Raw genomic sequence first — 25,000 nt, forward strand, 5'->3', positions numbered from 1 at the left:
ATGGATCGTCATGACTTAGCTTATCTTCGTGATTCAGCAACCCTACATTTTTTAGATGTTTCTTTACCAGAAACAGTGAAACAAAAGGTGTATCAGCTGCTGAGCCAATATATTCCAATGACCGTTTGTCGGCAGGAAGATGTGGATGTGGGACAAGTGAAGCTGGCGATCAACTGCTTGCTTGAGGGTTATAAATATCGTGTGGCGTGCTTAGTAGAGAAACACGAGATCGAGCAGATTACTCGACCGCTTTCTCTACAGGCTTTGTTAGAAGCTGACTCGCAGCTCCTACAAGCTAAAGTGCTGAGTGATTTTGCAGACAACTTAGAACAATTGGGTTGCAAAGTGTATGTTTATGGCTCCTATGCCTACCAGTCTCTCACGCAGGAGACTTATGTCAGGCCGACTTCAGATTTAGATCTGTTGTTGTATCCACAGCATCAACATGATGTACCAGAAATTTTACAGTTCATTCAACAAGTCCAAACCCAGAGTTCTATCCGTTTAGATGGCGAGATTCATATCCATCCGGACTGGCATGTATCATTTAATGAGTTAATTGCGGTTTTTCCTGAAATGAACCAGCAAGTGATTGTCAAAGGAATTCAGCGTGTCGAGATGCTGAGATTAGAACAATTATTCGAAGGGAAGCTTGAATATGCAAATGCTACAACCGCATGAAGTTTTATGTCCGAACATTGTCAATACTGCTGAAACATTAGACCGTTTGGCATGTATGGCGTTATTGGATGAAGCCAGTTTAGAACATAAGCCCGGTTTGGTTTGTCCAAGTTCGCAGGGCAGTCATCGTGATATGGACTTTAGCTTGTTCCAGTGTAGTGTGGATGCTTTACAGGGCTATTTTCAGGCGCAATGTTTGAATGGCTATCGTGATGTCAATTTTGAAGAGATTCGACAGTGTGGCATTTTAGCTGAACAAAAAATGATGGCTGCAACTCAGCAGATCAATACCCATAAAGGGGCAGTTTTTAATTTGGGTTTTGCCAGTGCAGCAGTCGGGCAATGTCTAGCAACTGATAGTTCGTTGAATGCAGGCTCAATCAGTCAAAAAATTCAAAGCATTTGGCAGGATGAACTGTTACATCATTTAGAGCGAAATCCCAACAGTCATGGGCAACGCATGCGGAGTCAATATGGCATCACAGGGGCGATTGAAGAAGTGGCTTCAGGTTTTAAAACGGTGATGGATGTTGCCATACCAACGTATATTGATACTTATGCCAAAACAGCCAATGCACAACAGGCTGCAATTCAGACTTTATTCAGTCTTATGGCCTATGTACAAGATACTAATATTGTTTGGCGCGGTGGTTTATCTGCCTTGTATATTGTGCAGGATCTAGCCAAGCAGTTTTTGGCCCGTGGTGGTGTGTTACAACACAATTGGATGCAAGATGTGGCTAAAGTGGAAGATTATTTCGTTCAGCATCGCTTAAGCCCGGGAGGCAGTGCCGATTTATTGGGAGTGACTTTATTCATGCTGAAGGTGGAACATGAATTTTGCAATCATATTTAGTGGGCAAGGGCTCCAAAGCTTAGCGCATGTGCAAGAGCTGCTGACTTTAGCTGGTGAGCTTCATGTATCAGATATTTTAAAGCAGCATTTGCCGAAGCTATTTTGTTCCGATTTAACCGAAGCAGATCTGTATCAGAATGAGTTCGCGCAGCCTTTTATTTTTGCTTTGCAATGGTGTCGTTGGCAAAAGTTAAAACCTGAGATTGAAGACCTTATGAGCTTCTCAGGTTATTCACTCGGAGAGTTAAGTGCACTCATTTGTGCAACACAAACTGGTTTGGAGCAAGGCCTGTATTTAGCCCAGCAGCGTGCCTCGTTGATGTCTTCAACCACTCAGCACGCAAGTGGCTTAATGGCTATTCAGGGTATCAATCTCAATACGCTTGAAGCGTTGTTGACTGAAACCTCAACTGCACTTTCCATCAAAATGAGTGATAGTAGTTTTGTCGTGGGTGGGGCTGATGCTAATTTACAGCAGCTTGCTCAGCAACTCGAATTGCGAGGAACACGTTTTGTTAAACGCTTGAATGTTACTATTGCATCGCATACCGTATGTATGGATGCTGTGGTTCAGCCGTATCGGCAAGTTTTACAGCAGCAAGATTTTGCTCGTTTATGCACGGCCATGATTAGTGGTTCGGGTGGACATAAATTTTTTAAGACCACAGACGCAGTGAACGCGCTAATTCACCAAATGAATCATGCGATTAATTGGGATGCCTGTTTAAGTGCAATACAAGAAAATCAGCCTGATGTCGTGTTAGAAATTGGGCCAGGCAGCGTCTTAAGTAAAATGCTATTAGAACGCAATCCAAATTGTATCGTACGTGCGGTGGATGATTTTAAAAGTTGGTCTGGATTGCAGGTATGGTTAGAAAAATTGCATGTAGAATAATGATGGTATTATAAAAAATAATAGACGAATAGGTATTCAATAATTTTTGAAGATAGATGCAATACAATATTTTAGATCGAGAGCATTTAAGTAACATTTTTATTTAAGAGTAAAGTTCACTCTATAAAGAGATGATGTGATATTAGCTGGTTATTAATATGGAAATTATCCAAAGCCTAAATGTTTAATTGAACAGTATGATTTTTAAATGATCAAAGCCTAATCCTAGTATTGATTCTTGTTTTAGCAAAGATGAAGGGTCTTTGCTTACATCTTAGTAAGAATTAAGAGAAAGCCTTTTTATAAAAGAATAAGTTTTTTTTGATTTGTATAGTTGATTTTAAAAATATTTAAAGATTATCGTAATCAGTATTTGGCAGCAATTTACGATAACTTTCTGATATAACAGATCATAATATTTATATACTAAAACACAAATGTGTGCAGTTAACATAAATTTATAAATGTATTTGTTTTGATATCGCTTTTGTTGGAAATGTAAAAATTGGATTTCTAAGCTTAAGACAGATTAGCCTACTTGCGACTTCTTATTTTACGAAATAATGATATTTATGACAAAAAATACTAAAAAGAATAAAAATCTCTTGAAAAATAGAAAAAATGTGATAATTTTCACATTTGCTTTTTTATGTGTATGAAATTTCATCAAATTAAAAGGGTAAAGATTAAAAGCAATGTTGTTCATGACGATTGCTTTTTGGCTATCTGATTTAATACTTGGGGCGTTTATGAAAAACTTTATCACTACTGCATTATTGACTACTTCTGGGCTTCTTTTTGTAGGTCAAGCTTTTGCAGCTCCTGCTGTAGCAAAAAAAACTACAGATACTCAGTTTAATGTAAAAATTGAAATTCTTTCTACATGTACCATTAATGCCACTGATATTGACTTTGCTCAGGTAAACAGTGGGGCAACGGCAGGTGATAAAACTGGTAATTTAAATGTGACTTGTACGAAATCAACGCCATACGACATTGGTTTAGCGGGTAGTGGGAAAATGACCCATGAAACAGATAAGTCATCTAGTATTGCTTACGAACTATTCAAAAAAACTGGTGATACGCAGGAATGGAACAACAACAATAACCTCTTTTCAGGTTTGGGTTCTGGTAGCGTAGAAGCGATTCCCGTAATTGCTAAAGTATCAGGTTCGACCAACGTTCGTGCGGGTAAATATAGCGATACGGTTATTGCTACAGTAACGTATTAATTTTTGCTATCGTACAGATATTCTTCACGAAAAGGGTATCGGCATGAAAAATACACCACGTTTGTCGAGTGTACTACGCAAGTGTAGCTTGGGTGTATTGGCAACGAGTATTTTTATGACACAGGCGTATGCTGCAAGCTTGCAGGTTGCGCCTATTTTATTGGAATTTTCGCCTCAAGAAAAAGTTAAAGAACTCTGGTTAACCAACACTGGAGATGGAGCTATCCGAGGTCAAGTTCGAGTTAATACGTGGACGCAAAGTAATCATCAAGATATTTTGATACCATCCAAAGACCTGATAGCAAGCCCAATGGTGCTTACGATTCCCGCAGGTCAGAGACAACTTGTCAGACTCATTCGTGCCAATGCCGGCAATAATTCATCTGAACAGGCTTATCGTTTAATCGTGGATGAATTACCGAATCCGCAACTAGAAAAGCAGAGTGGACTTCAACTTTTACTTAAATATTCGATTCCTGTTTTCTTTAAAGCTTCATCCTCTGAACCCGTTCAACAAGGTTTGACTTCATTAAAAGGGATGACTTTTAAATACAGCACAAACACCTTAACAGTGAGCAACCAGTCACAGCACTATAAACGTTTTAGCCAGTTTGCTTACGTGGATGCGCAAGGGCATAAAACACCGATACAAATGGGACTGATGGGTTATGTGTTGAGTGGTCAAACGATGCAGTGGTCTATTCCTACTCCAATAAATGTCAAACCCAATGGAAAATTTGTTGCCGTAGTGAATATGGATATTCGTGAACAAGAACTTCCTATATCTCCTTGATATAGAATATTTCTGGGAGTTCTATCATTGAGTGTTCGAATTGGTGACTTACTATGTGCAGGAGTAATCATCGCGGTAGCACCTTCAGCTTTTGCAGTGTCGAATTCCCCAGAGTTGGTGAACGAAGTTCAACAAGATTTGTATTTGGATGTAGAGCTGAATCAGTCCGTTCAGTCTCAAATTGGTCACTTCCTGCAACAGGGTCAGCAGCTGTATATTGATCAGTCATCTTTAGATAATTTTGCCATCCACACGAATGCACCGAAAACTATCATTGATCAGGTAAATTATATTGCCCTAGATCAAATCAATGGTTTGAGTTATCAGTATGATGATCTAAATCAGCAAATATCGATACAAGTCCCGATAGAGTTGTTGGCTGGACAGAACCAATACGGCTATCAAGCGTTACCTGCGGCTAGTATCAACCCATTACAAGAAACAAAAGGAGCATTGCTTAATTACACAGCATTTGCTCAACAAACGGATGATACGTTTTCCTTTAATGGCTGGAATGAATTACGTTATTTTGGCTTGTTTGATGGAGTGTTGAGTCTGTCAGGAAACTATCAATATCGGGATCATACTTTTACAGATAGCCAAATACTTGATACTTATTGGGAAAAAGACTTTCCAGATCAACTGCTTCGATTACGTCTGGGGGATGCTCAAACTGATGCGCTTACATGGACACGGTCTACACGTTTAAGTGGTTTAAGCATCTCTAAAAATTTTGCATTACAGCCTTATATGGTGACAACGCCATTAATGAGTTTTAAAGGTCAGGTGGCTTTGCCTTCACAAATTGACCTGATTATTAACGGCATTAAGCAATCCTCGCAAAATGTGGTACCAGGACAGTTCGATATACAAACGATACCGAGTATTACAGGTGCAGGTAATGCTCAAATGGTCATTACCGATATTAATGGTCAGCAGCAAGTCCAAAATTTTTCTTTGTATCGCGCCAATCATTTACTGGCACAGGGGCTAAATGATTGGTCTTTGAATTTGGGCTATCCGAAGCTGAACTATGGTATCTCTTCTTTTGATTATGCCGATGATCTAGCCTTTAATGGTAGTTATCGTTACGGCATGAGCAATACGTTTACGGTCGAGACACATGCTGAACTGACAGAACAGCTGCAACAAATAGGTTTAGGCACGGTTTATCAATTAGGTAAACGCGCAGGGCAAATTAACCTTTCTTATGCTTATAGCCATACGTCCGAGCAACAAGGGCAGTTACTAGGTTTAGGCTATAGCTGGAACTCTGCGCTAATCAGTTTAAACTACAATGGTTTACGTCAATTTGGACAATTCAATGATATTGCAAGTCTGAATGATGCGACATTTGCCAGTCAGTCTGATCAATTTTATATGGGGTTTAATACCCAGCTTGGTCAGTTTGGTGGGAGTTATATTCAGCAGGAGTATGTTGATCAAGCCAGTAGTCGTTTTGTTTTACTCAACTGGTCTTATATTTTACCGCGACGCATGAACTTGGGCTTAAGCTATAGCCGTGACCTTTTAAATAAAGAAAATAGCTATTACTTGTCTTTTAATTTTCCGTGGGCAAAACGCAATTCTGCAACCATGACAGCACAGCGTAGCAATGATCAAAACCAAGTTGGACTCAATGTCCTACATGCAGTGGACCAAGACCAAGGTGGTTTAGGCTGGCAAGCTTTAGCGAACCAGACTGAACAATACTCACAGTTTCAGGGACAACTTGATTATTTGGGACGTTATGGCTTAGCACAGTTGAATGTGCAACATACCGCATCAGATCAACAAAATAGTACCAGTGCCTATGCTTCTGTAAATGGTGGCTTGGTCATTCTAAAAGATACATTCCTGCCTAAACGATTAGGTAATGGCTCATTTGCAATTGTCTCAACAGATCAAGTTGCAGATGTACCTGTACGTTTGGAAAACCGTTTAATAGGTAAGACAAATCGGAAAGGCTATTTATTACTTGACCATTTAAATCCATATCAACACAACAGTGTAGCGGTAGATACTTTAGATTTACCTATCAACTTAAAAATTGAAACTACACAGCAAGATGCAGTACCTCGACAGTCGAGTGGGGTATTTATTCGTTTCCCGATGTATCAAGTGAAAACCGTTCAATTTCAAGCGGTCGATTCCTTAGGGAAAAATTTAAGTGTTGGCACTTCAGTTTGGCAAGAAAATCCGACACCGCAACAGCAACCGACGACGATTGTAGCGCATGAGGGTATGGTGTATTTAGATAATGTAAAAAGTAATACGCTATATATAGGCGATCAACTCAATCAGTGTCGCGTGAAGTTACCCGATATTGAAACTTTGAATGGTTATAGTGATTTGGGGGAAATCGTATGTCAGTAAACTACAGTCACTGGTTTAAAATGAACTATTCTAGCCAGTATTTGGTTTGTATTGGCTTGTTGCTCTTTAGTTGTGGGTTGATCTATTCGCCTGCGCATGCAGAAAGCTGCTGGATTGGTGGCGCTACTCTAAGTTTAGGTACATCGAATGCCCAAGGTTCTTCGATGGTTTCGACGGATGTAACGGTCACTTGTAACTCTAATTGGAGTCAACCAATCACGTATAAAATGTGTTTAGTGATTGACAGTACAGGCCCTTCAGGCAATGATCCTCGCAGTATGATTAGCTATAATCCTGAAACTTTACTGAAGTATCATTTGTACTATGATGCTGCACGAGCATATAAAATTCCAGGATCAGATCGTAGAAATCAAGCCCAGTGCCAAACTTTTCAGGTAGAGGCTGGGCAAGGAAATCCAAGTACGCCAATTAAAATATATGGTCAGGTTCTCGCTGGGCAAGTAGTTCCTGCACGAAGTTATACGACGAATAGTGTAAATTTGAAACTTTATTCTGCGTTTCGTTATGGTACCGTAACACCAAGCAATGAAGAAGTTTTTGCAAATTCAAATACAGGAAATAACAACCTAATTGTTAACTCTAATTATGAAAATAGCTGTTTGATTCAGTCTGCAACGGACATTGACTTTGGAGCAGTCGAGCATTTGAATAATCCATTAATGGGTTATGGTTCGATTCAATTGGCTTGTCCAACGGGGGCCAGTATGCAAGTCAGTCTGGATAATGGCATCAATGCCCAAGGCCAACAAAGAAGAATGCGAAATGTTTTGGGCGACTATATTCGATATAACTTATACCGAGACGCTAGCCGTTCTCAAACTTGGCAAGGCAATGTTTTTTATGCGGTAGATAGTCAAACTATCCCAGTATATGCAGCTGTTCCAGTGCAACCGATCAGTAGTGTTGGCCAATACTCTGACACAATCACGGTAACTCTAACCTATTAAGCTTGAAAGTATTGGAGTGTTTTAATAGGTAATGGTTGCAGTCACTTTGTCACTATATTGACCCGCAGGAACATTGGCATTCGGTACTTTCCCCCAAATGGTAATATTTTGCGTTTGTCCTGTGCCTTGTTTAGACAAACGATTGTCTGCAATATTTCCCCATTCTTTACTCATCGCGGCATCTTGGTATAGCTGATAAGGAATTTGTATAGAAACATCATTGTTATGTTTTAAGCTGCCGTTGCTGTTTAACGCAATGTTATAGGGTGTTCCATTGGTACAATAAACATTTAGACTTCCTGTCGCTTGCACATTCTGTGCATTACGAGTCACTGTACCAAAATCGATATCCGACGTGGTTCCTGTTCCAATATCACAGATTTCAGTAACTTGCATTTTCACTTGGAACTGTGAGGATTGGCGGTCACTCATGGTGTAAGCCGAAACAGAAATGACGGCTAAAATTGCAAAAGAATATTTAAAAAGTTTCATGATTTTTTGTCTCCATGAGACTAGGATCATTATCAATAGTTATATGACTAATATAGGGAAATATAACGTTGATTACTATGATCTATATTACATAATGATCGGATAAATGAGTCATATTTAATCACTTGGTAAAATTAGCGTTACATAAGAATAAAAAAATCGTATAAAGATCAAAATATGCAGATATTGGCAAGAATATTCTACGCGTGTCACGAATTTTAAATGGTGTCCTTGCATGATGGTTGTTTAATAAATAAACATTGGGGACAGCTGTGATTATTCGAAATAAGCCCGTTAAAACTTCAGGTCTGACCTGTGGTTTATTATTTTTCAGTGCATTACTTGTAGGGTGTAATGATGATAACAAAGACAATACTGCGCCCGTTGAGCAGAATAAAGCACTTGAGGTGAATCTCATCCACATTAACGATAGCCACTCACATTTAGATGAAGAGACGCTCAAATTAATGTTAGAAACCTCTGCAGGGAAGCGTGAAGAAATCCAAGTTGCGAAAGGTGGTTTTGCGCGGGTGACTGCGTTGATCAATGAGTTGGCCAATCGTGAAAAAAATGCAATCAAAATTCACTCGGGAGATGCCATTACAGGTGATCTCTATTTCACCTTGAAAGAGGGTGAGGCCGAAGCAGATCTAATGAATACGGTGTGTTTTGATACACTGACTTTAGGCAATCATGAATTTGATAATACAGATACGGGTCTACAAAAATTTATAGGTTTCTTAAACAACAAAGGCAGTTGTAAAACGAAAACTCAAGTACTCAGTGCAAATGTTGAGTTTGGTGTAGGTTCGCCGCTGTATCGAACTGATCTCGTTAGACCTTATACCATTATGGAAAAAGAAGGCCAAAAAATTGCATTGATTGGCTTAATCATTGCTAATAAAACTAAAAATGCATCACGTCCAAACTCAGATACCTTGTTTAAGGATGAAGTCACCACTGCACAAAAATATATTGATGAACTAAAGCAACAAGGGATTAATAAAATTATCGTGCAGTCTCATTTGGGTTATGGTGCAGAAAAAGAACTGGCTACGCAGTTATCTGGCGTTGATGTAATTGTTGGTGGGGACTCGCATACTTTATTGGCCGATGCAAAATTGAAGAACTATGGCATCACCCCTGAAGGTGATTATCCCACTTTATTGAAAAATAAAGAGGGTGATCAAGTTTGTGTAGTGCAAGCATGGCAATATGCTTATGTGGTGGGGCAGTTAAAAGTCAACTTTGATGCCAATGGTAAAGTTGATGCTTGCGCAGGTAAGGCCAATGTATTGATTGGTGATGATTTTAAACGTACCGCAAAAGATGCCGTTTTACTGAATACAACTGAAATCGCGCATATTAGGCAAGATGTGGAAAATAGCAATGCTTTACGGATTGTACAGCCTGATACGATGGCTTTAAGTATTTTAGAACCGTATAAAGTGGCTAAAAATCTATTGGGCAAAGAAATTGTGGGAAGGGCTGAAAGCAATCTTTGCTTACGTCGCGTTCCTGGAACAACCAAAGATACCTCACGCTCAAGCCTCGGTGATATTTGTAATAAAGCCGACTTTACCAATCAACATGGTGGAGATGTGCAACAGTTGGTAGCAGAAGCCTTTTTACAGCAAGGCAAAAAGTATTTTAATGCAGATATTTCCATTCAAAACGGTGGTGGGGTCAGGGTTGATGTACCCCAAGGCGATATTACGGTTGAGAAAATTTATACGGTGTTACCTTTTAAAAATACATTGGTGCAATTACAAGCCACAGGGCAGGAAATTAAGTCAACTTTAGAAGATGCGATTGATGCTGTAGCTTTGAACAACACAGGCAGTTATCCATATACAGGGGGCTTAAAGTGGGATGTCGATTTAACCCAAGCCAAAGGCCAGCGTGTATCGAACTTACAGGTGCGAAATGCTGATGGTCAGTATTTGCCTTTAAATGTAAATCAAACCTATCAAGTGATTACTATTAATTTCCTTGCTGATGGGCAAGACTTTTATACCAGCTTAAAGGGCATTACTGGGGCACGTCGAGTCGATGTGGGTCTAGATTATGCTGAAGCCTTTTTACAGTATGTAGAAGGTATGCCGGGTGCTAAAGGGCAAAAAGTGTTAACGCGTTTGCCTGTCGAACACTACAGTACGCAAAATTATAAAGAGTAAATTTAGTTTATATTTAAAAAGTCAGTTGGGTTCAGCTGACTTTTTAAAACACTAAGATCAAACCTTAATGCTGCAATTTAATGTATCTGATTTTTGGTTTAGCATTGTATGTGAGGTTGGGTTTATGCAAGATGATTCAACGCATAAACATAAGCCTGTTGTATTTGCCCATTTTCTAAAGTGACTTCAGTTAAAACACGCTGATATTCACTTCCTTCAAACTCATCTAAGCTGTTCCACAGCGTATCTAATTGCTCTGAACTAAATATATATCCATCAACAGGTGGTCCATCTGGGCTTAGCATTAGCCCAGGAAAGCCAAGTTCTGCACCCCAACCCGCTTCCTTAAGCAAACCTTTCACAGAACCTTTGCTCCATGTACCAGCAATCACTTCTAAAATATGAGCATTGGGTTTGTTTGGCCCTAAGGTGCCATAGACAAATAAGTGTTGTTGCATGATGTAGATGTTCCTAATGGGTAACAGGTGGAGAATGAAGCGGTTTTATTGAAAAAATAACGATGAGTGCAATTAGAATCAGAAAAATATTTAATATAACGATGCCATTCCAGCCATGGCTTTGCCAGATATTTCCACCATACGCACCTACAATGCTTGAACCTAAATAATAAAAAAGCAGATACAAGGAAGTGGCATGACCTTTATTGGATGTCGCGAGTTCTCCAACTCGACTGCTAGCAATGGCATGGGCAATAAAAAAGCCAGTGGTCACACAGCCAATCCCGAGAATAATCAAAAACAACGAGGCAGAAAGAGTGAGTAGTACACCTAAAAGCATGCACAAAAAGCCCAAAATCATTACCTGCTTTTTGCCTATTCGGTCTGCAATATTGCCTGCAATCGAAGAGGAAATAATACCCAAACTATAAGATAAAAAAATGAGGCTAATCTGAGTTTGGCTTAAATGATAGGGTGCTGCAAACAGTCTGAAGGTCACATAATTAAACAGCGTGACAAATACACTGGTGAGTAAAAAGCCAATCCCATAGATTTTTAGCAGGCGGATATGACTCAAGTGTGCATACCATGCATGTAGATGGAACTTAAAAGAGAGACCTTGCTGGGCAATGAAATTTCGTGAATTGGGTAAGAGTTTCAAAAAACCAAACGCACAGAACAGACAGATGCCGCCAAGAATGGCCATGGAAATACGCCATGAGAAAAACTCGGTCAAAATGCCCATGCCAACACGTCCCATCATGCCGCCAAATGCTGTGCCTGCAATATACAGCCCCATGGTTTTACTTAAGTTTTTGGGACTAATTTCTTCTGCAATCCAAGCCATTGCAACAGCGGGAACTCCACCTAGAACAAAACCTTCTAAACTTCTTGAAACCATGAGCACATGCCAACTCGGTGAAACCGCGCATACCACATTGAGTATAGAAGCCAAAAGCATAGAGAAAAACATCAGACCTTTTCTGCCCAATGTTTGTGAAAAGGCACTGGATAGCACGATCGACATAGCCAAAAAGCCTGTGGTTAACGACAGTGCTAGCGCACTTGCACTGGGTACAATATGGAAACTCTGACTTAAGTTGGGCAGTAAGGGTTGTACGCAATAGATCAGTGAAAAACTGGCAAAGCCCAACAAAAACAGCGCCATGCCCGCTCTTTTATACTCAACTGTACCTTGGCTGATGGTCTGCGGAATCGGCTGTTGAGGGGTAGACCAATCTGCGTCTAATGAAGAGCTCAGTTTCATGACTTGGCTGATTTAAAATGGAGAGAAGCTTTATTTTAAGAACTATACTTGTATATGTATAATATATATAACTCAATAATGGTATAGCTTTAATATATGGAGCTGCGCAATATTCAATATTTTATTGCTATCGCGGAAGAGCAAAGTTTCTCTAAAGCAGCTTTGCGTCTTGGCATAAGTCAGCCGCCGTTGAGTATGCAAATTAAAAAGTTGGAAAGGCAAATCGGTGTTGAACTTTTTTATCGATACTCTCATGGTGTAGCTCTGACACCAGCAGGGGAAACTTTTCTTAAAATGGTCTTGCCCGTTCAGAACCAACTGAAAAATGCGGTGAAATTGACCCAAAGTACGGCAAATGGTGAATTGGGAGAACTGCGGCTTGGCTTTACAGGCACCTCAATTCTAAACTCTTTAATTCCTACCGCCATTCAAGCATTTCAACAGCAATACCCTCAGGTGAATTTGGTATTTAAAGAAGCCAATTCTTTGATTTTGATTGAAAGTTTATTGAATAATGAATTAGATATTGCGATTGTGCGACCACCTGCACAGTATCCTAAAGCCATTACGATTCGTAATTTGATCGATGAAAAATTGATTGCTGCCTTGCCGATTCAATATCCAGCAGAAGATGAGGTAGTAGATTTGGCAGAATTTAAGCATGAAAGCTTTATTGTCTCACCACCAGAGGTGAGTGCAGGGCTGTATGCCGCGATTTTAAATAGCTGCCAACAGCATGGCTTCACGCCTAAAATTGGACAGCAAGCCCCTCAGATTGTTTCAATTTTATCGTTGGTTGCGGCAAATTTGGGCATTTCTTTGGTGCCTGAGTCTACTCAACAGCTCAAAATTGAAGGGATTAAATATAAATACCTGAAGAATAAGACCGCTACGATTGGACTCGGTATTGCGTTCAAGGCGGATTTGCATAGCCAACCTGCAATCAACTTTTCTAGTTTATTGAATAGTATTGTGAGGCAGCATTATCATTTAAAAGGTTCACTGTAATTCACTCTATGTCGTTTTAAATATAAATTGTCAGCACGTAACTCATGGAGTCAAATAGCCATTTAAATACGATCAGAAAGTCAGTTCTCGATTCAGCACCAAAGCATGTCTAGATGGCTAAATTTAAGCGATCTAGAGGAAAATATGCATAAAAAATGCCTATGCTGCAAGTTTACGATTCTTTTTAAAGCTGCGTAATCCTTCAAGCATGAGGGTAAAAACTGCGAGCCAAATGGCGATATAGGTTGGCCATTCTGCTGAAGTAATGCTTTCCCCTAAGGCGATTGAAACGGCCACTAACAATATCGGTTCAACATAAACCAACAGTCCAAACAGGCTTAAGTTTAAATGCGGGGCAGACAAGGACTGAAATGCTAAAGCCAGCGCACTGATTAGTCCAAGTCCTGAAATGAGCCAAAGCGTATGTGCGCTTTCAGATAGGCTTTCTGTGACGATACTGCCTTGCATGATAAAGAAAATACAAACAGGGAGGCTCAACATCATGTCAAACCAAAGTCCGCCTATATTATTCGTCTCCGTTTTTTGTCTGAGCCAAAAATAGATTGGATAACCTAAGCAAATCAGCAGAGTGGGCCAACTCAGTGTTTGAGAAATGGCTAAGAGATTCAAGATCCCCAGCACTGCAAAAATACAGGACAGTTGCTGAAAGCGTGACATTCGCTCCTTAAATGCGATGCGACCGACAATCACCATGCTAATCGGCATCATAAAATAACCGAGTGAAACATCCAGTCCATAGCCATGACTGGGTGCCCACATAAATAGCCACAACTGAATCCCAATTAAAAACGAAGATAAAATTCGCGTTAAAAAGAAAAAGCGCTCTTGGTAGAAACGGCGATAAATAACAACCACCTGAGACCAATTGCCTTTGAGCCAAATAAAAAGTGTTAGACATGGAATAGTCAATACAATGCGCCAGCCGTATATTTCTGTACCCGCCAACGTGCCCAAAAGTGAGGTATAGGCAAACATTAAAGCAAATAATACCGAGGCCGTGACATTTAAGCTAATGCCAAGTGCTGTATTGGAATGCGTAGACATAGGCGGTTCTAAAACAGGATGAATGGATGATATTTTATTGCAATACTCTTGATAAAATGGCTTGTAATCATTAGTTTGAATGAGAAAATTTCTCGCAGGAAGCTGCTCATGCAATTGGATAAATTTGATTTCGCTTTATTGGAGCATTTGCAAAAAGATTGCTTAACGCCACTTCGAGAGTTGGCCGATTTAGTGCATTTATCAACGGCCTCGGTACAACGTCGCATTCAAAAATTAAGAGACAGTGGCTATATTATTGGCAATACCGCGGTGCTTGATCCAGACAAATTGGGACAAGTGATTACGATTTTTGTCGAGGTTCGTGTCAATCAAACCCACGTGACTGACCTTGAGGAGTTGAAAGCAAGTTTTTCAATTCCAGAAATACAGCAGTGCTATTACGTAACAGGTGAGGCGGATTTTATGTTGGTACTCTTGGTGTCAAGTATGAGTCGGTTTCAAGCCTTATGTGATCAGCTTTTTCATCATAATGTCAATGTGCAATGGTTTAAAACCACTGTTGTGTTAGAACGGATCAAAACAACTTTAGAGGTGTCTTGTCAGCCATAACTTTTATTCTCCTTTCTAGATTCCACCTTATATTCAATGGCTAAAGGGGCTGCTTGAAATAGGAAAATGAAGAGTAATTGCTGAATTTTTAGGCACTCAAAATAACGTCATGATGGGATTGGCTTCTATTTAAATAGCGAATTTATTTTTCTAATTTTTATGGTTTTGTGCCCATAAAACTTGAAAAGGTGGCACGCTGTTATAGTTTTTTCAAGCCTTACTGTAGCTACTCATTCACACTAAACTAGCTGAAAATTTGACTCAAGAAGGGATCACAATCTTGATGGTGGCGTAATGTTTATAACACAGCAACTAAATACAATTTCTGAATTGGTTGAGGGGCAGGGTCTTTCGGATCAACTGCAACATCTACTTGCGCAGCAGTATTTAAACTTAGAAGCGACTTTGCTGCGTGCTAAAGTTTTACGAGATTTTTCAAGCGCTAAAGTTCAGTATATCGTGCAGTCTGCCATTCAAGCAGAACACGCGGAGGTCGCATTTTTATTTGCGCCTTTTATCTTGGCAAATTTGAACCATCCTGTGATTTATAGCAGCCCTGCAACGCCAACCGTACTCAATATCCTCAATCGTTACTATCAAGCAGAGCAAAAACAAAACCTAAAAATAGATGATGTGCTTGAGGCACTCAATGTTTATTTAGATTTGAGTGATAGCGTATTTAATGATGTCGATTTTTTCTATTTTTCATTGATCAAAGCACTATGTCGAACTGATGTCTCTCAGATTTTTTTGGTGACATCATTGGTGCTCAATACACAAAAACTTGCAGAGCTGGAACAGTTTTTAAAAGTCAAAATTAACTATATTTCTCTCCATCCGCAAGATGCCATTATCGACAGCGGTGAATGGAATATGCGGAAATTGTTTTTTAAAAACAAAGATCAGCAATATATCGATTTATGTGAAAAATTCGCCACATTGAATGCGCAGTTATTGTTGAGTTATGGTAGTTATAACCAGCAGCAAGCGATCCAGTTGGTTGAAGATATGTTCTATGCCGAGCATATTTATGAAAAGTTATCGGTCTATGCCGAGTATATGCAGACCTGTTTACAACATGGCGTGTCCCGAAAGCAGGCGACTTTTTTCGCCTAAATTGCATTTTTGATGCGCCATTCAAGACAGCTTTTCTTTCATATTGATGCATATACCTAGGTCATCCCCATGTTTTTATATACAGACTTTGATCAAAATTTATTAAATGAACGTGTCGCACAGTTTCGCGACCAAACCCAGCGTTATTTAGAGGGGAAACTGACTGAAGAAGAATATCGTCCCTTACGCTTACAAAATGGTTTATATGTTCAACGCTATGCTCCCATGCTACGTTTGGCAGTGCCTTATGGCTTAATGAACTCAGTGCAATTGCGGAAGGTGGCTGAGGTTGCACAGAAGTATGACCGTGGTTATGCGCACATTTCAACACGTCAAAATATTCAACTGAATTGGCCGCAGCTTGCAGATGTTCCTGATATTTTGCAGGAACTCGCTACGGTACACATGCATTCTATTCAGACCAGTGGCAACTGTATTCGAAACACTACCACAGACCAGTATGCAGGTGTCGTTGAAGGCGAGCTCACAGACCCACGTCCTACCTGTGAACTGATTCGCCAGTGGAGTACCTTCCATCCTGAGTTTTCATTCCTTCCGCGTAAATTTAAAATTGCGGTCTGTGCACACCCTGAACAAGACCGTGCTGCCACAACTTTCCATGATGTTGGTGTTTATCTGGTGGAAAATGAAGCGGGGGAGTTAGGTTATCAAATTAAAGTCGGCGGCGGTCTTGGACGTACACCTTTAGCGGGACATGTGATTAAGCCATTTTTAGCCCGTGAAGACTTAATTGCCTATTTAGATGCCATCATGCGCGTCTATAACTTGCATGGTCGCCGTGATAATAAATACAAAGCGCGTATTAAAATTTTAGTGAAAGCCCTCACTCCAGCGGGCTTCGCGGAAAAAGTTGAAGCTGAGTTTGCACATACTCAAACACTGCTCAAAATTCAGCCTAGTGTTTTAGCGCAAATGGATGCCGTATTTCGACCGTTTGCCTATGAAGCTTTAGATGCGGAAAATTTTGAGGCGTTGTTCCAACAGTATCCGAAGTTTAAACACTGGTTCAATATCAATACCCATGCACATAAAGTCGCGGGCTACCGCATCGTTACGATCAGCTTAAAACGGGCGGGTGTGGGTGTGGCGCCGGGTGATATGACTTCCGATGAAATGCGTTTAATTTCATATCTGTTCAAACTGGTTTTGGTTCTCTGTGCCATGTTACTTGTGATGCGGATGTTTAACTATATATTGCCGCCTGCACTGGCCACGGGTTTCTTGCCTATTGTGACCCAAGCCTATGAAATATCGTTTTTGATTTCGATTTTTGCCACTAGTTTTATCCTAATGTTGGGTGTAGTGCTCTTTAAACTGAACCAAGGTGTGGAGAGAAAAGGCAATTTTGATCGACGAAAAATAGGTGTATATGCCAGTATTACCTTAATCGGTTTTGCACTCGCCGCTATTTTCAAGGTTGAAGCGATGGCACTGATTCCGCCGATTACAGTGGTGGTGTATGAATCATTAAATATGATGATGTATTCGTTGAAAATGTGCCTTAAGCAGGTTGCTGTGTTGACACTGTCGATTTCAATGGCCGTGCTTATGCAGTTGTGGATTCAAGATTGGATACTGCTTACTCTCATATATATGCCCTTGATGTTTCTTTTGCTCAAGCTCTTTGATATACGCATTCCTGCGGTATACGCCTTTCCATTTTTGGTTTTTGTCTTTCCACAAGACAGTGTGATGCATTTACCTATGGCATCTGGCCTGATGGCTGGTTTTTCACTTGGCTGTGTCTATATCTATCGCACCTATTTTCAAAATATGAGTGCTGAGAAATCTTATACCTAGCTTGAGAGGAATGACATGATCCGATCTGATCATGTCATTTTATCTCTGGGATGGTGATATTTGCAGTGTGAGGGAGTGGGTCTCTTCAAATCAAAAGATGCTTTAAATCAGTCTGGATTTAAACCATTCAACTTTTACTCAAAGGCTTCTGGGTAAATACATTGGATCAAGGCATCTAAGGCATTTTGAATACGCTCATTGATTTCAAATGAACAATTGATTCGAATATGATGTGGGACATTGTCCGTTTGATAAAATAATGAACCGGGCGCAATGCTGATATTTTTCTCTAAAAGCTGCTCATAAATCAAATTTCCATTGATCTGCTCGGGCAAAGTAATCCAAAGAAAATAGCCCGATGGATAATAATGAATTTGATAATCTTCAGACAAATGTTCAGATAAATAAGTGTAATACTGATTTTTGAGACGTTTTAAGGTGTTACGCAAAGTTTTTAAGTGCTTTTCATAGTGTCGATGCGATAAATAATCGACCAAGGCATTTTGAATAAATGAATTGACGGAAAGCGTGCTCATCAGTTGTAAATGCTGAATATGTTCTGAAAACTTACCCGCATAGACCCAACCAATCCGAAAACCCGCACCTAAAGTTTTTGAAAAAGAAGAGCAGTGTAAAACCAAATTTTTCTGATCAAAGTATTTCATCGACAGCGGCTTTTTATGATCAAAATAAAGCTCTTCATAAACATCGTCTTCAATTAAATAAATATCGCGCTCATGCAGTAGCTTTGCCAGTTGGTATTTGATGTCATCACTGACCGTAAAACCAATTGGGTTGTGACTGTTGAGCATCAACAAACAGACTTTAATTGGATAACGCTCAATCGCATCTTTAAAAGCCTCAAGGTCAATACCGTGTTCTTCATGTTCAGGAATACTAATGACTTTCAGGCCCAAATGTTCAGCCGCTTGCCATGCACCATAAAATATTGTTTTTTGAAGTAAAATATAGTCACCCGGTTGGGTCATGGCTTGTAAGGAGAGGTTTAAAGCATCTAATCCGCCCGAGGTAATTACGATATCGGACGGGTCTGTTGGAATCCCTTGCATACAGTAGCGCTGCGCAATCAGTTTCCGCAGCTCAAAGTTCCCGGGAGGTAAACTTGGCATCTGTTCATAACTAAGACGGTGTTTGGCACGTTGTCCTAACGTTTGCATCAGTTTGGCAGAGTAGAGTAGTTGACTGTTGGGAAAGGCAATGCCAAAGGGAACCATTTGTTCAGATTGGATCGATTTTAAATATCTGAAAATTTTAGAGTTGATTTCAATTTTTTCGTTGAGAATGACACTATTGGAGTTGCTTTCTGAGCGTCCATCGCCTGTCACAAAGTAACCGAGTTTTTCTTGTGAATAAATCAGCCCTTGCGCTTCGAGTTCCTGATAGGCATTCATCACCGTCATTAGGCTAAAACCCGATGTTTCAGCTTGTTGACGAAGTGAGGGCAGTTTATCGTGGGCTTTCCAAAAACCACTTTCAATCAAATGTTTCAGGCTGAGCGCAAGTTTTTCTGATTTATACATATGGGTTCGCTGCAATTAAAAGGCACAGGACATGTATTGAAAGTCCCGTGCCTAATTCATAAAAAATGCTTGGCTGGCTTTAGTAAGCAAAACTCAGCAACAGCTTAAAGAAACCCGCAATCAGTGCGAGAGAAATAAAGCCAAAGCACCACAATAAAATAAACCATAATCGTGGGCTGAGTCGATCAACAAATTTTTTCATGTCTATCTCCTCAATTAATGATAACCCTGATCCCCTATACGTACTTTGTCACGGAACACCCAATAGGACAAGAAGGTATAGGCAATGATGATTGGGATTAAAATTGCAGCTCCCACCAAAGTAAACTTTAAACTTGACTCAGGTGCAGCGGCCTGCCAAATAGTGACCGATGGCGGAATAATATTGGGCCATAAGCTGATGACGAAGCCAGTAAAAGCTAAAAAGACTAAAGCCAAAGTATAGATAAACGGTTTTAGTTCATGCTGCTTTTTGCACGCGGATAGAATCAAGCCAACAAACAGTAAGACTAAAATTGGCACGGGACTAAAATAGTATAGATTCGGCAGAGAGAACCAACGCTGTGCAATTTCAGGATGGGTCAGCGGCGTATATAAACTCACGGCACCGAAGATAATGAGTAAAGCAATAATCAGCCTAGGCATGAGATGAAACATCCGTTGCTGTATCTCTTTTTCGGTTTTCCAAATGAGCCAGCCACACCCTAAAGTGGCGTACATGACCACGACCCCTAGACCAGTAAAACATGTAAATGGTGTGAACCAGTCCCATCCACCGCCGCTGTAAATACCATTGGTGGTCTGAATACCTTGGATATAAGCCCCTAAAATCACGCCTTGGAAAAAGCTCGATAAGATAGAGCCCCAGATAAATGCGAGATCCCAGAGGTATTTGGTGCGCGTGGCTTTAAAGCGGAACTCGAAGGCCACACCGCGGAAAATTAAGGCAACCACCATAAAGATAATGGGTAAATATAGTGCCGATAAAACGGTTGAATAGACCAAAGGAAATGCAGCGAATAAGCCAGCACCACCTAGGACCATCCATGTTTCATTACCGTCCCAAACGGGCGCGACGGTATTCATCATCACATCACGTTCTTGCGTTCCGTTCACAAAGGGAAACAGAATGCCAATGCCTAAGTCGAAACCATCCATAACCACATAGATGAGTACCCCGAGCCCGATAATACCGACCCAAACCAAAGCGAGATCAATCATGTGGTTTCTCCTTACTATTTTGAGCAGAAGGATCAGTGGTCTCGATAGACTCTTCAACAGCACTGAGTGGACGTAAAGGGGTTTTAAAATGCCCGGGACCAGTATCGTGCACGGCATCTAAAGGCGTAGAAAAAGCAGGGCCTAATTTGATCAAGCGCAGCATGTAGTAAATACCCGCGCCAAAGACGACGGTATAGACCAGAACAAAAATAATCAGGCTCAAGCCGACTTGATCTGCTGTGACTGTATGCGATAAACCGTCTTTAGTTCGAATCACACCATACACGACCCAAGGCTGACGGCCAACTTCTGTAGTGACCCAACCTGCTAGGAGCGCGATATATCCTGTAGGTCCCATAATGATGGCAAATTTATGAAACCAACTGCTTTCGTATAGAGAGCCTTTTTTACGTAGCCACAGCGCCGTTAACGAGAGTAAAACCATTAACATGCCCAAGCCAACCATGACCCGGAAACTCCAAAATACAATCAGTGCATTCGGACGGTCTTCAGCTGCGAAGTCTTTTAAACCAGTGACCTGACCCTCTAGGGAATGCGTCAGAATCAAACTGCCCAGATTGGGAATACCAATCTCAAGATCATTCGACTCTGTTTCCATATTCGGTAAAGCGAACAGTAATAAAGGCATGCCATGATCACGATTGGTTTCCCAATGGCCTTCAATGGCTGCCAATTTTGCAGGTTGATGTTTTAAGGTATTTAAACCGTGGTTGTCCCCAATCACAACTTGTAAGCAAGACGTGACCAGGACCATCCATAAGCCCATGGAAAAAGATTTTTTCACCAATTCATCACGACGACCTTTCAGCAAATGCCATGCTGCGGTGCCGACCACTAAAAGTGATGAGACTAGGAAGGCCGCTGCTGCCATATGGGCAAATCGGTAGGGGAAGGATGGGTTAAACACAATTGCCCACCAGTCTGTGGGGACAATAATGCCATTCTCGATGGCAAAGCCTTGAGGTGTCTGCATCCAACTGTTGGAGGATAAAATCCAGAACATGGAAATACAGGTACCGATAGCGACCATTAAAGTGGCAAAAAAGTGGGCTTTGGGGCTGACCCGTCCCCAACCAAATAGCATAATGCCCAAGAAACCGGCTTCTAAAAAGAAGGCGCTCATGACTTCATACGTGAGCAGTGGCCCTGTGACGCTGCCTGCGATGCGTGAAAATTCACTCCAGTTGGTGCCGAACTGGTAGGCCATGACAATGCCCGAAACAACCCCCATAGCAAATGCCACAGCAAAAATCTTAATCCAGTACTTAAATAAGTCTTTATAAATTGGATTTTGGGTGCGCAGCCACTTCCATTCCAGCATGGCAAGAAAGCAGGCTAAACCAATAGAGGTTGCAGGAAAAATAATATGAAAGGAAACAGTAAAGGCAAATTGAATTCTTGCCAACTCAAGTGCGGTTAATCCGAGGCTCATTGCATCCTCCATGGCTGGCAGGAATATCGGCGGTTCGATACCCAGTTGCTGTCTAGATCGGAATGATAAAAAAGCATAGATCGTTTCATTAAAAACTACCTACTTAAAATACTGATGATGATCTTGCATCAGGATGTCTAGAAGATGTAGGTACAAGAATTGGAGAGAAAAAATATAACAAAATAGAAAATTGCACTTAGTCTGTTATATTTTTTGAACTGTTTTTATGATCTATTCATTCTTATTGCTTAATTAAAATATACAGAAAGTTTTGATGCTGAGTTAGTTAAAAAATGTTATTCAAAATTTGCATAACACCTTGTTTGAAATAGCGTAGTTTGAATAAAACTTTTAACGAGGGAGCTTCATTATGAATGATAAGGTCAGTAGTAAAAGCTGAAGTCTAGCTGACAGCCATCGAACCGAGTATGTGCGAATATTTACACCTACAGGATAATGATATTGCGCTATCTATTGTGATTTGAAAGTCGTTTGATACTTAAAATAGCTCTAAAAAAGGGAGTCTGTAGACTCCCTTCAATATAGATAGTTTAACGCGCAAGGAAAGTTGCGGCTTCATCAATTAAATCAGCAACGGCTTTGGGTTGAGACGCGAGTGAAGCATGACTGGCATCTAAAGAAATGACTTTTTGAGCATTTAAGCGTGAAGACATCATAGCTTGGTTTTCAGGGTGAATCATGCGGTCTTCAGTTGAAATTTGGTACCAAGATGGTTTGTTTTTCCATGCTGGGTTTGAAATGGTATCGCCAAAAGTACTCGCAACAGGGGCTTTCTGGGTGATGCCCATGACCAGTCCTTCATCATTCGTTAAGTCCTGACAGAAGCTTTCATGGTATTTATCGGCTTTGACCCAAAGGTATCCGTCACTGTCGGGTTCTAAGTTGGGGGCACCAACGGGTAAATGTTGTTGCGTAATGCCACCTGGACTTTCACCAGTATCGGGTGCAAAAGCTGCAATATAGACTAGACCAACAACATTGGGCTGATTACCGACTTCGGTAATGACCGCCCCTCATAGGAGTGGCCAACTAAAAGTACATCTCCTTGTACTTGTGTGATCATTTTACGGGTTCGCTCAACATCATCAGCCAAAGAGGTGAGAGGCAGTTCAACGGCACGGAGGGCTTCGTAACCTCGGTGAGATAGGTCAGTAATGACTTTAGACCAATGGGCAGCGCCGCCCCAAAATCCATGTACTAAAATAATTGTTGGCTTTTTATTCATCTTCTCATCCCTAGAGTAAAAATATCATCTTATAGTTAAAAAAGTGGTCATGCTAGGTTGGGCTAATGATTATCAATGCAAGTTAATTTAACTAATTGTAAGTTAAAAAAATATAGATAAAAGACTGAAAAAAAATGCCAATTACGTTAAAAAGTGGGCATTTTGTGTGATTAATATTTTATTTCTCCTTGCTGCTATTTTTTAGCTTTTTTAAAATATTCATTACTAATAATCATTTTTTGAGGTATTCAGCCATAAAAAAAGAAGAGCTGGATTTTCATAATGTTATAAGATGAGCAGGCTGTGCTGAATGCTTGATTTTGGGGGAAATTGATCATTTATCAATAACTAAAGTAGTACGTTTCATTGTTTCAAATGAACCTCATTAGGGTTTTAAAAGTTGAATTTGGCCATGTTCTATTGCTTTCAATTCTCAACGAGAAATGGGGGAGATGAGGTACATGGCAGATTTTGGGTGGGTATAAATAGAGTGCATTTACATGAAAAAAAATTAGATGTTTTTTAGTTTTAGTTACAGTTTTGGGGATGAGTGCTTGCGGGGGCGGTTAGGATCAGCAGTCAACAACAGCAACGGTAAAAGGTGTTCAAAATGAAATGCCTGTAGCCGTAATTCAGTTAACGCAAAACAGTGCTATGGTCGGGGATAGTATACTTTTAGATGGTTCTGAAAGTACCGATGATGGCACGACCACATTGAGCTATCGTTGGGCGGTTGTTAAAAAGCCAGAAAATAGCTTTCCCAGTCTGGGTGCTAGCACGGATAAAACATTTCATTTTATTCCAGACCGTACAGGAGATTATGAACTGAGTTTAGTGGTGAATGATGGTCAACAAGACAGTCAAACCACTACGGTCAAACTACAAGTCTTTGCAAGAAATACAGAACAAGTTGTCAATCCATCAGATGTGATACCAAATCCTAAAGAGGATGATGTATTGGTCGACAATACAGAAGAAAAGGGTAAGGTCATTTTTCGTGATGGCTTTGAGACGGGGACGATTCGTGTCGATAAATACAGCAATGATCTGTCGACGTGGAATGCAATGGCTCTCCACTTTGAAAATCGTAGTTCAGCAACGATAGTTAAAGATCCAGCTGGTACTGGGCAGAATGTTGCCAAATTTGTCGTGCCTGATGATGGTCAATGTTATCGCGCGGAAATACAACGAAAGCAATTTGGTTGGGGGCATTACAACTATTCTTTTTCTCATTATATTCCCTCAACATGGCCAGCATTTCAGTATGGAACAATACTGGCGCAGTGGCATGGTTTTAACCTAAATGGAAAGGATTTGAATCCTCCAATAGCCTTGGTGCTTTCAGGTCTAAAACCTGAATGGCAGTTACATTTATATGAGTTGAAGCCAATGAGCTCGCCATTGGCGGTTCCAGAAACGCTTTTGAAGCGTTATGTCTTAGATGTGCCTGTGGCTTATAACCAGTGGAATGATTGGAATTTTGATATCCAATGGTCAAAACTTGATGCAAACAATCAACTGATTCCCGGGAAAGTGGTGGTGAAACACAATGGAAAAGAAGTAGCCAACATCAGTGGGGTCAATAATTACCATCAAAAGTGGTCGCCTTATTTCCAAATGGGCATTTACCGTTCAAGTTGGCGTGAAGGGGCACTGAAGAACCGTGTAATCGTGGGGCAGCCTGTCGAGGCGTACCATAAAAACGTGGTAATTAAAGATCTCAATTAAGATTTTGAGTTTCATCTAAGCGGTCATTTCTTATCA

Annotated in this window: 20 protein-coding genes and 2 pseudogenes; 13 read left to right on the forward strand and 9 right to left on the reverse strand. The window is 40.4% G+C overall.

The features are described 5' to 3' along the window. The 7 genes from mdcG to AXW61_RS16445 all read left to right on the forward strand — a co-directional run bounded on the left by mdcG (position 1) and on the right by AXW61_RS16445 (position 7,801). A complete protein-coding gene (mdcG, locus tag AXW61_RS16415) occupies positions 1-681 on the forward strand; it encodes a malonate decarboxylase holo-[acyl-carrier-protein] synthase (RefSeq protein WP_062035323.1) in 681 nt (226 codons plus the stop codon). Continuing rightward, positions 659-1,537, forward strand: coding sequence for a triphosphoribosyl-dephospho-CoA synthase MdcB (gene mdcB / locus AXW61_RS16420; protein ID WP_062035325.1), 879 nt, complete (start codon positions 659-661; stop codon positions 1,535-1,537). Before mdcG ends, mdcB begins: the two co-directional genes overlap by 23 nt. After that, the gene (locus tag AXW61_RS16425; RefSeq protein WP_062035327.1) at positions 1,515-2,432 is read left to right on the forward strand and encodes an acyltransferase domain-containing protein; all 918 of its coding nucleotides are present in this window, start codon (positions 1,515-1,517) and stop codon (positions 2,430-2,432) included. The genes mdcB and AXW61_RS16425 overlap by 23 nt, the downstream gene beginning before the upstream one ends. Positions 2,433-3,136: 704 nt before the next feature. Continuing rightward, positions 3,137-3,664, forward strand: a complete 528-nt coding sequence (locus tag AXW61_RS16430; protein ID WP_171254098.1) for a spore coat U domain-containing protein — start codon at positions 3,137-3,139, stop codon at positions 3,662-3,664. A 43-nt stretch (positions 3,665-3,707) separates the two neighbouring features. Then, positions 3,708-4,457, forward strand: coding sequence for a fimbria/pilus periplasmic chaperone (locus tag AXW61_RS16435; RefSeq protein WP_062035331.1), 750 nt, complete (start codon positions 3,708-3,710; stop codon positions 4,455-4,457). A 27-nt stretch (positions 4,458-4,484) separates the two neighbouring features. Further along, positions 4,485-6,833, forward strand: a complete 2,349-nt coding sequence (locus AXW61_RS16440) for a fimbria/pilus outer membrane usher protein (protein ID WP_062035332.1) — start codon at positions 4,485-4,487, stop codon at positions 6,831-6,833. Next, entirely contained in the window at positions 6,824-7,801 is a 978-nt protein-coding gene (locus AXW61_RS16445) for a spore coat U domain-containing protein (RefSeq protein ID WP_062035334.1), read from the forward strand. Before AXW61_RS16440 ends, AXW61_RS16445 begins: the two co-directional genes overlap by 10 nt. A gap of 21 nt (positions 7,802-7,822) precedes the next feature. Here AXW61_RS16445 and AXW61_RS16450 read toward each other — a convergent pair whose 3' ends face one another. Further along, positions 7,823-8,293, reverse strand: a complete 471-nt coding sequence (locus AXW61_RS16450) for a spore coat U domain-containing protein (RefSeq protein WP_062035335.1) — start codon at positions 8,291-8,293, stop codon at positions 7,823-7,825. Between the two features lie 272 nt (positions 8,294-8,565). Here AXW61_RS16450 and AXW61_RS16455 point away from each other — a divergent pair, with 272 nt between their 5' ends. Next, positions 8,566-10,470, forward strand: coding sequence for a 5'-nucleotidase C-terminal domain-containing protein (locus tag AXW61_RS16455; protein WP_062035336.1), 1,905 nt, complete (start codon positions 8,566-8,568; stop codon positions 10,468-10,470). A gap of 122 nt (positions 10,471-10,592) precedes the next feature. Here AXW61_RS16455 and AXW61_RS16460 read toward each other — a convergent pair whose 3' ends face one another. Next, positions 10,593-10,928, reverse strand: a complete 336-nt coding sequence (locus AXW61_RS16460; protein ID WP_062035338.1) for a gamma-glutamylcyclotransferase family protein — start codon at positions 10,926-10,928, stop codon at positions 10,593-10,595. A 13-nt stretch (positions 10,929-10,941) separates the two neighbouring features. Then, on the reverse strand, positions 10,942-12,195 hold the full coding sequence (locus AXW61_RS16465; RefSeq protein WP_062035340.1) for an MFS transporter: 1,254 nt from the start codon (positions 12,193-12,195) through the stop codon (positions 10,942-10,944). 96 nt (positions 12,196-12,291) lie between these two features. Between AXW61_RS16465 and AXW61_RS16470 the strand changes: the two genes are divergently transcribed. After that, positions 12,292-13,203: a LysR family transcriptional regulator gene (locus AXW61_RS16470; protein ID WP_058952247.1), complete on the forward strand. Its 912-nt coding sequence runs from the start codon at positions 12,292-12,294 to the stop codon at positions 13,201-13,203. A 159-nt stretch (positions 13,204-13,362) separates the two neighbouring features. On the opposite strand, the gene rarD is transcribed toward AXW61_RS16470, so the two are convergent. Continuing rightward, entirely contained in the window at positions 13,363-14,268 is a 906-nt protein-coding gene (gene rarD / locus AXW61_RS16475; RefSeq protein ID WP_058952246.1) for an EamA family transporter RarD, read from the reverse strand. Between the two features lie 108 nt (positions 14,269-14,376). Here rarD and AXW61_RS16480 point away from each other — a divergent pair, with 108 nt between their 5' ends. The 3 genes and pseudogenes from AXW61_RS16480 to AXW61_RS17715 form a co-directional block, all read left to right on the forward strand. Beyond that, on the forward strand, positions 14,377-14,838 hold the full coding sequence (locus tag AXW61_RS16480) for an Lrp/AsnC family transcriptional regulator (protein ID WP_062035342.1): 462 nt from the start codon (positions 14,377-14,379) through the stop codon (positions 14,836-14,838). A 294-nt stretch (positions 14,839-15,132) separates the two neighbouring features. Beyond that, positions 15,133-15,954, forward strand: a complete 822-nt coding sequence (locus AXW61_RS16485; RefSeq protein WP_062035344.1) for a hypothetical protein — start codon at positions 15,133-15,135, stop codon at positions 15,952-15,954. Positions 15,955-16,023: 69 nt separating this feature from the next. Further along, positions 16,024-17,109: pseudogene (locus tag AXW61_RS17715) on the forward strand (nitrite/sulfite reductase); the annotation flags it as partial. Between the two features lie 800 nt (positions 17,110-17,909). On the opposite strand, the gene AXW61_RS16495 reads toward AXW61_RS17715, so the two are convergent. From AXW61_RS16495 to AXW61_RS16510, 5 genes and pseudogenes are all read right to left on the reverse strand, one after another. Continuing rightward, entirely contained in the window at positions 17,910-19,316 is a 1,407-nt protein-coding gene (locus tag AXW61_RS16495) for a PLP-dependent aminotransferase family protein (RefSeq protein WP_062035346.1), read from the reverse strand. A gap of 79 nt (positions 19,317-19,395) precedes the next feature. Then, positions 19,396-19,518, reverse strand: coding sequence for a hypothetical protein (locus tag AXW61_RS17580; protein WP_004694789.1), 123 nt, complete (start codon positions 19,516-19,518; stop codon positions 19,396-19,398). Positions 19,519-19,532: 14 nt separating this feature from the next. Continuing rightward, positions 19,533-20,537 (reverse strand): cytochrome d ubiquinol oxidase subunit II, encoded by a 1,005-nt coding sequence (cydB, locus tag AXW61_RS16500; protein ID WP_062035348.1) that lies wholly within the window; start codon positions 20,535-20,537, stop codon positions 19,533-19,535. Next, positions 20,530-21,990, reverse strand: coding sequence for a cytochrome ubiquinol oxidase subunit I (locus tag AXW61_RS16505; RefSeq protein ID WP_062035350.1), 1,461 nt, complete (start codon positions 21,988-21,990; stop codon positions 20,530-20,532). The genes cydB and AXW61_RS16505 overlap by 8 nt, the downstream gene beginning before the upstream one ends. Before the next feature lie 551 nt (positions 21,991-22,541). After that, a pseudogene (locus tag AXW61_RS16510) lies at positions 22,542-23,236 on the reverse strand (alpha/beta hydrolase). A 615-nt stretch (positions 23,237-23,851) separates the two neighbouring features. Between AXW61_RS16510 and AXW61_RS16515 the strand changes: the two are divergent. Further along, the gene (locus AXW61_RS16515; RefSeq protein WP_240487481.1) at positions 23,852-24,964 is read left to right on the forward strand and encodes a heparin lyase I family protein; all 1,113 of its coding nucleotides are present in this window, start codon (positions 23,852-23,854) and stop codon (positions 24,962-24,964) included. The last annotated feature ends 36 nt before the right edge of the window (positions 24,965-25,000 follow it).

Origin of the sequence: Acinetobacter sp. BMW17 (assembly GCF_001592855.1) — a bacterium.
GTDB classification, from domain to species: Bacteria; Pseudomonadota; Gammaproteobacteria; order Pseudomonadales; family Moraxellaceae; genus Acinetobacter; species Acinetobacter johnsonii.

Bases quoted from the DNA above. Each gene is read 5' to 3' on its own strand.
- rarD (WP_058952246.1), bottom strand. From the start codon at position 14,268: ATGTCTACGCATTCCAATACAGCACTTGGCATTAGCTTAAATGTCACG.
- AXW61_RS16430 (WP_171254098.1), top strand. From the start codon at position 3,137: ATGACGATTGCTTTTTGGCTATCTGATTTAATACTTGGGGCGTTTATG.
- AXW61_RS16435 (WP_062035331.1), top strand. From the start codon at position 3,708: ATGAAAAATACACCACGTTTGTCGAGTGTACTACGCAAGTGTAGCTTG.
- AXW61_RS16495 (WP_062035346.1), bottom strand. From the start codon at position 19,316: ATGTATAAATCAGAAAAACTTGCGCTCAGCCTGAAACATTTGATTGAA.
- AXW61_RS16465 (WP_062035340.1), bottom strand. From the start codon at position 12,195: ATGAAACTGAGCTCTTCATTAGACGCAGATTGGTCTACCCCTCAACAG.
- AXW61_RS16480 (WP_062035342.1), top strand. From the start codon at position 14,377: ATGCAATTGGATAAATTTGATTTCGCTTTATTGGAGCATTTGCAAAAA.
- AXW61_RS17580 (WP_004694789.1), bottom strand. From the start codon at position 19,518: ATGAAAAAATTTGTTGATCGACTCAGCCCACGATTATGGTTTATTTTA.
- AXW61_RS16460 (WP_062035338.1), bottom strand. From the start codon at position 10,928: ATGCAACAACACTTATTTGTCTATGGCACCTTAGGGCCAAACAAACCC.
- cydB (WP_062035348.1), bottom strand. From the start codon at position 20,537: ATGATTGATCTCGCTTTGGTTTGGGTCGGTATTATCGGGCTCGGGGTA.
- AXW61_RS16450 (WP_062035335.1), bottom strand. From the start codon at position 8,293: ATGAAACTTTTTAAATATTCTTTTGCAATTTTAGCCGTCATTTCTGTT.
- AXW61_RS16425 (WP_062035327.1), top strand. From the start codon at position 1,515: ATGAATTTTGCAATCATATTTAGTGGGCAAGGGCTCCAAAGCTTAGCG.
- mdcB (WP_062035325.1), top strand. From the start codon at position 659: ATGCAAATGCTACAACCGCATGAAGTTTTATGTCCGAACATTGTCAAT.
- mdcG (WP_062035323.1), top strand. From the start codon at position 1: ATGGATCGTCATGACTTAGCTTATCTTCGTGATTCAGCAACCCTACAT.
- AXW61_RS16505 (WP_062035350.1), bottom strand. From the start codon at position 21,990: ATGAGCCTCGGATTAACCGCACTTGAGTTGGCAAGAATTCAATTTGCC.
- AXW61_RS16470 (WP_058952247.1), top strand. From the start codon at position 12,292: ATGGAGCTGCGCAATATTCAATATTTTATTGCTATCGCGGAAGAGCAA.
- AXW61_RS16485 (WP_062035344.1), top strand. From the start codon at position 15,133: ATGTTTATAACACAGCAACTAAATACAATTTCTGAATTGGTTGAGGGG.
- AXW61_RS16445 (WP_062035334.1), top strand. From the start codon at position 6,824: ATGTCAGTAAACTACAGTCACTGGTTTAAAATGAACTATTCTAGCCAG.
- AXW61_RS16515 (WP_240487481.1), top strand. From the start codon at position 23,852: ATGCCTGTAGCCGTAATTCAGTTAACGCAAAACAGTGCTATGGTCGGG.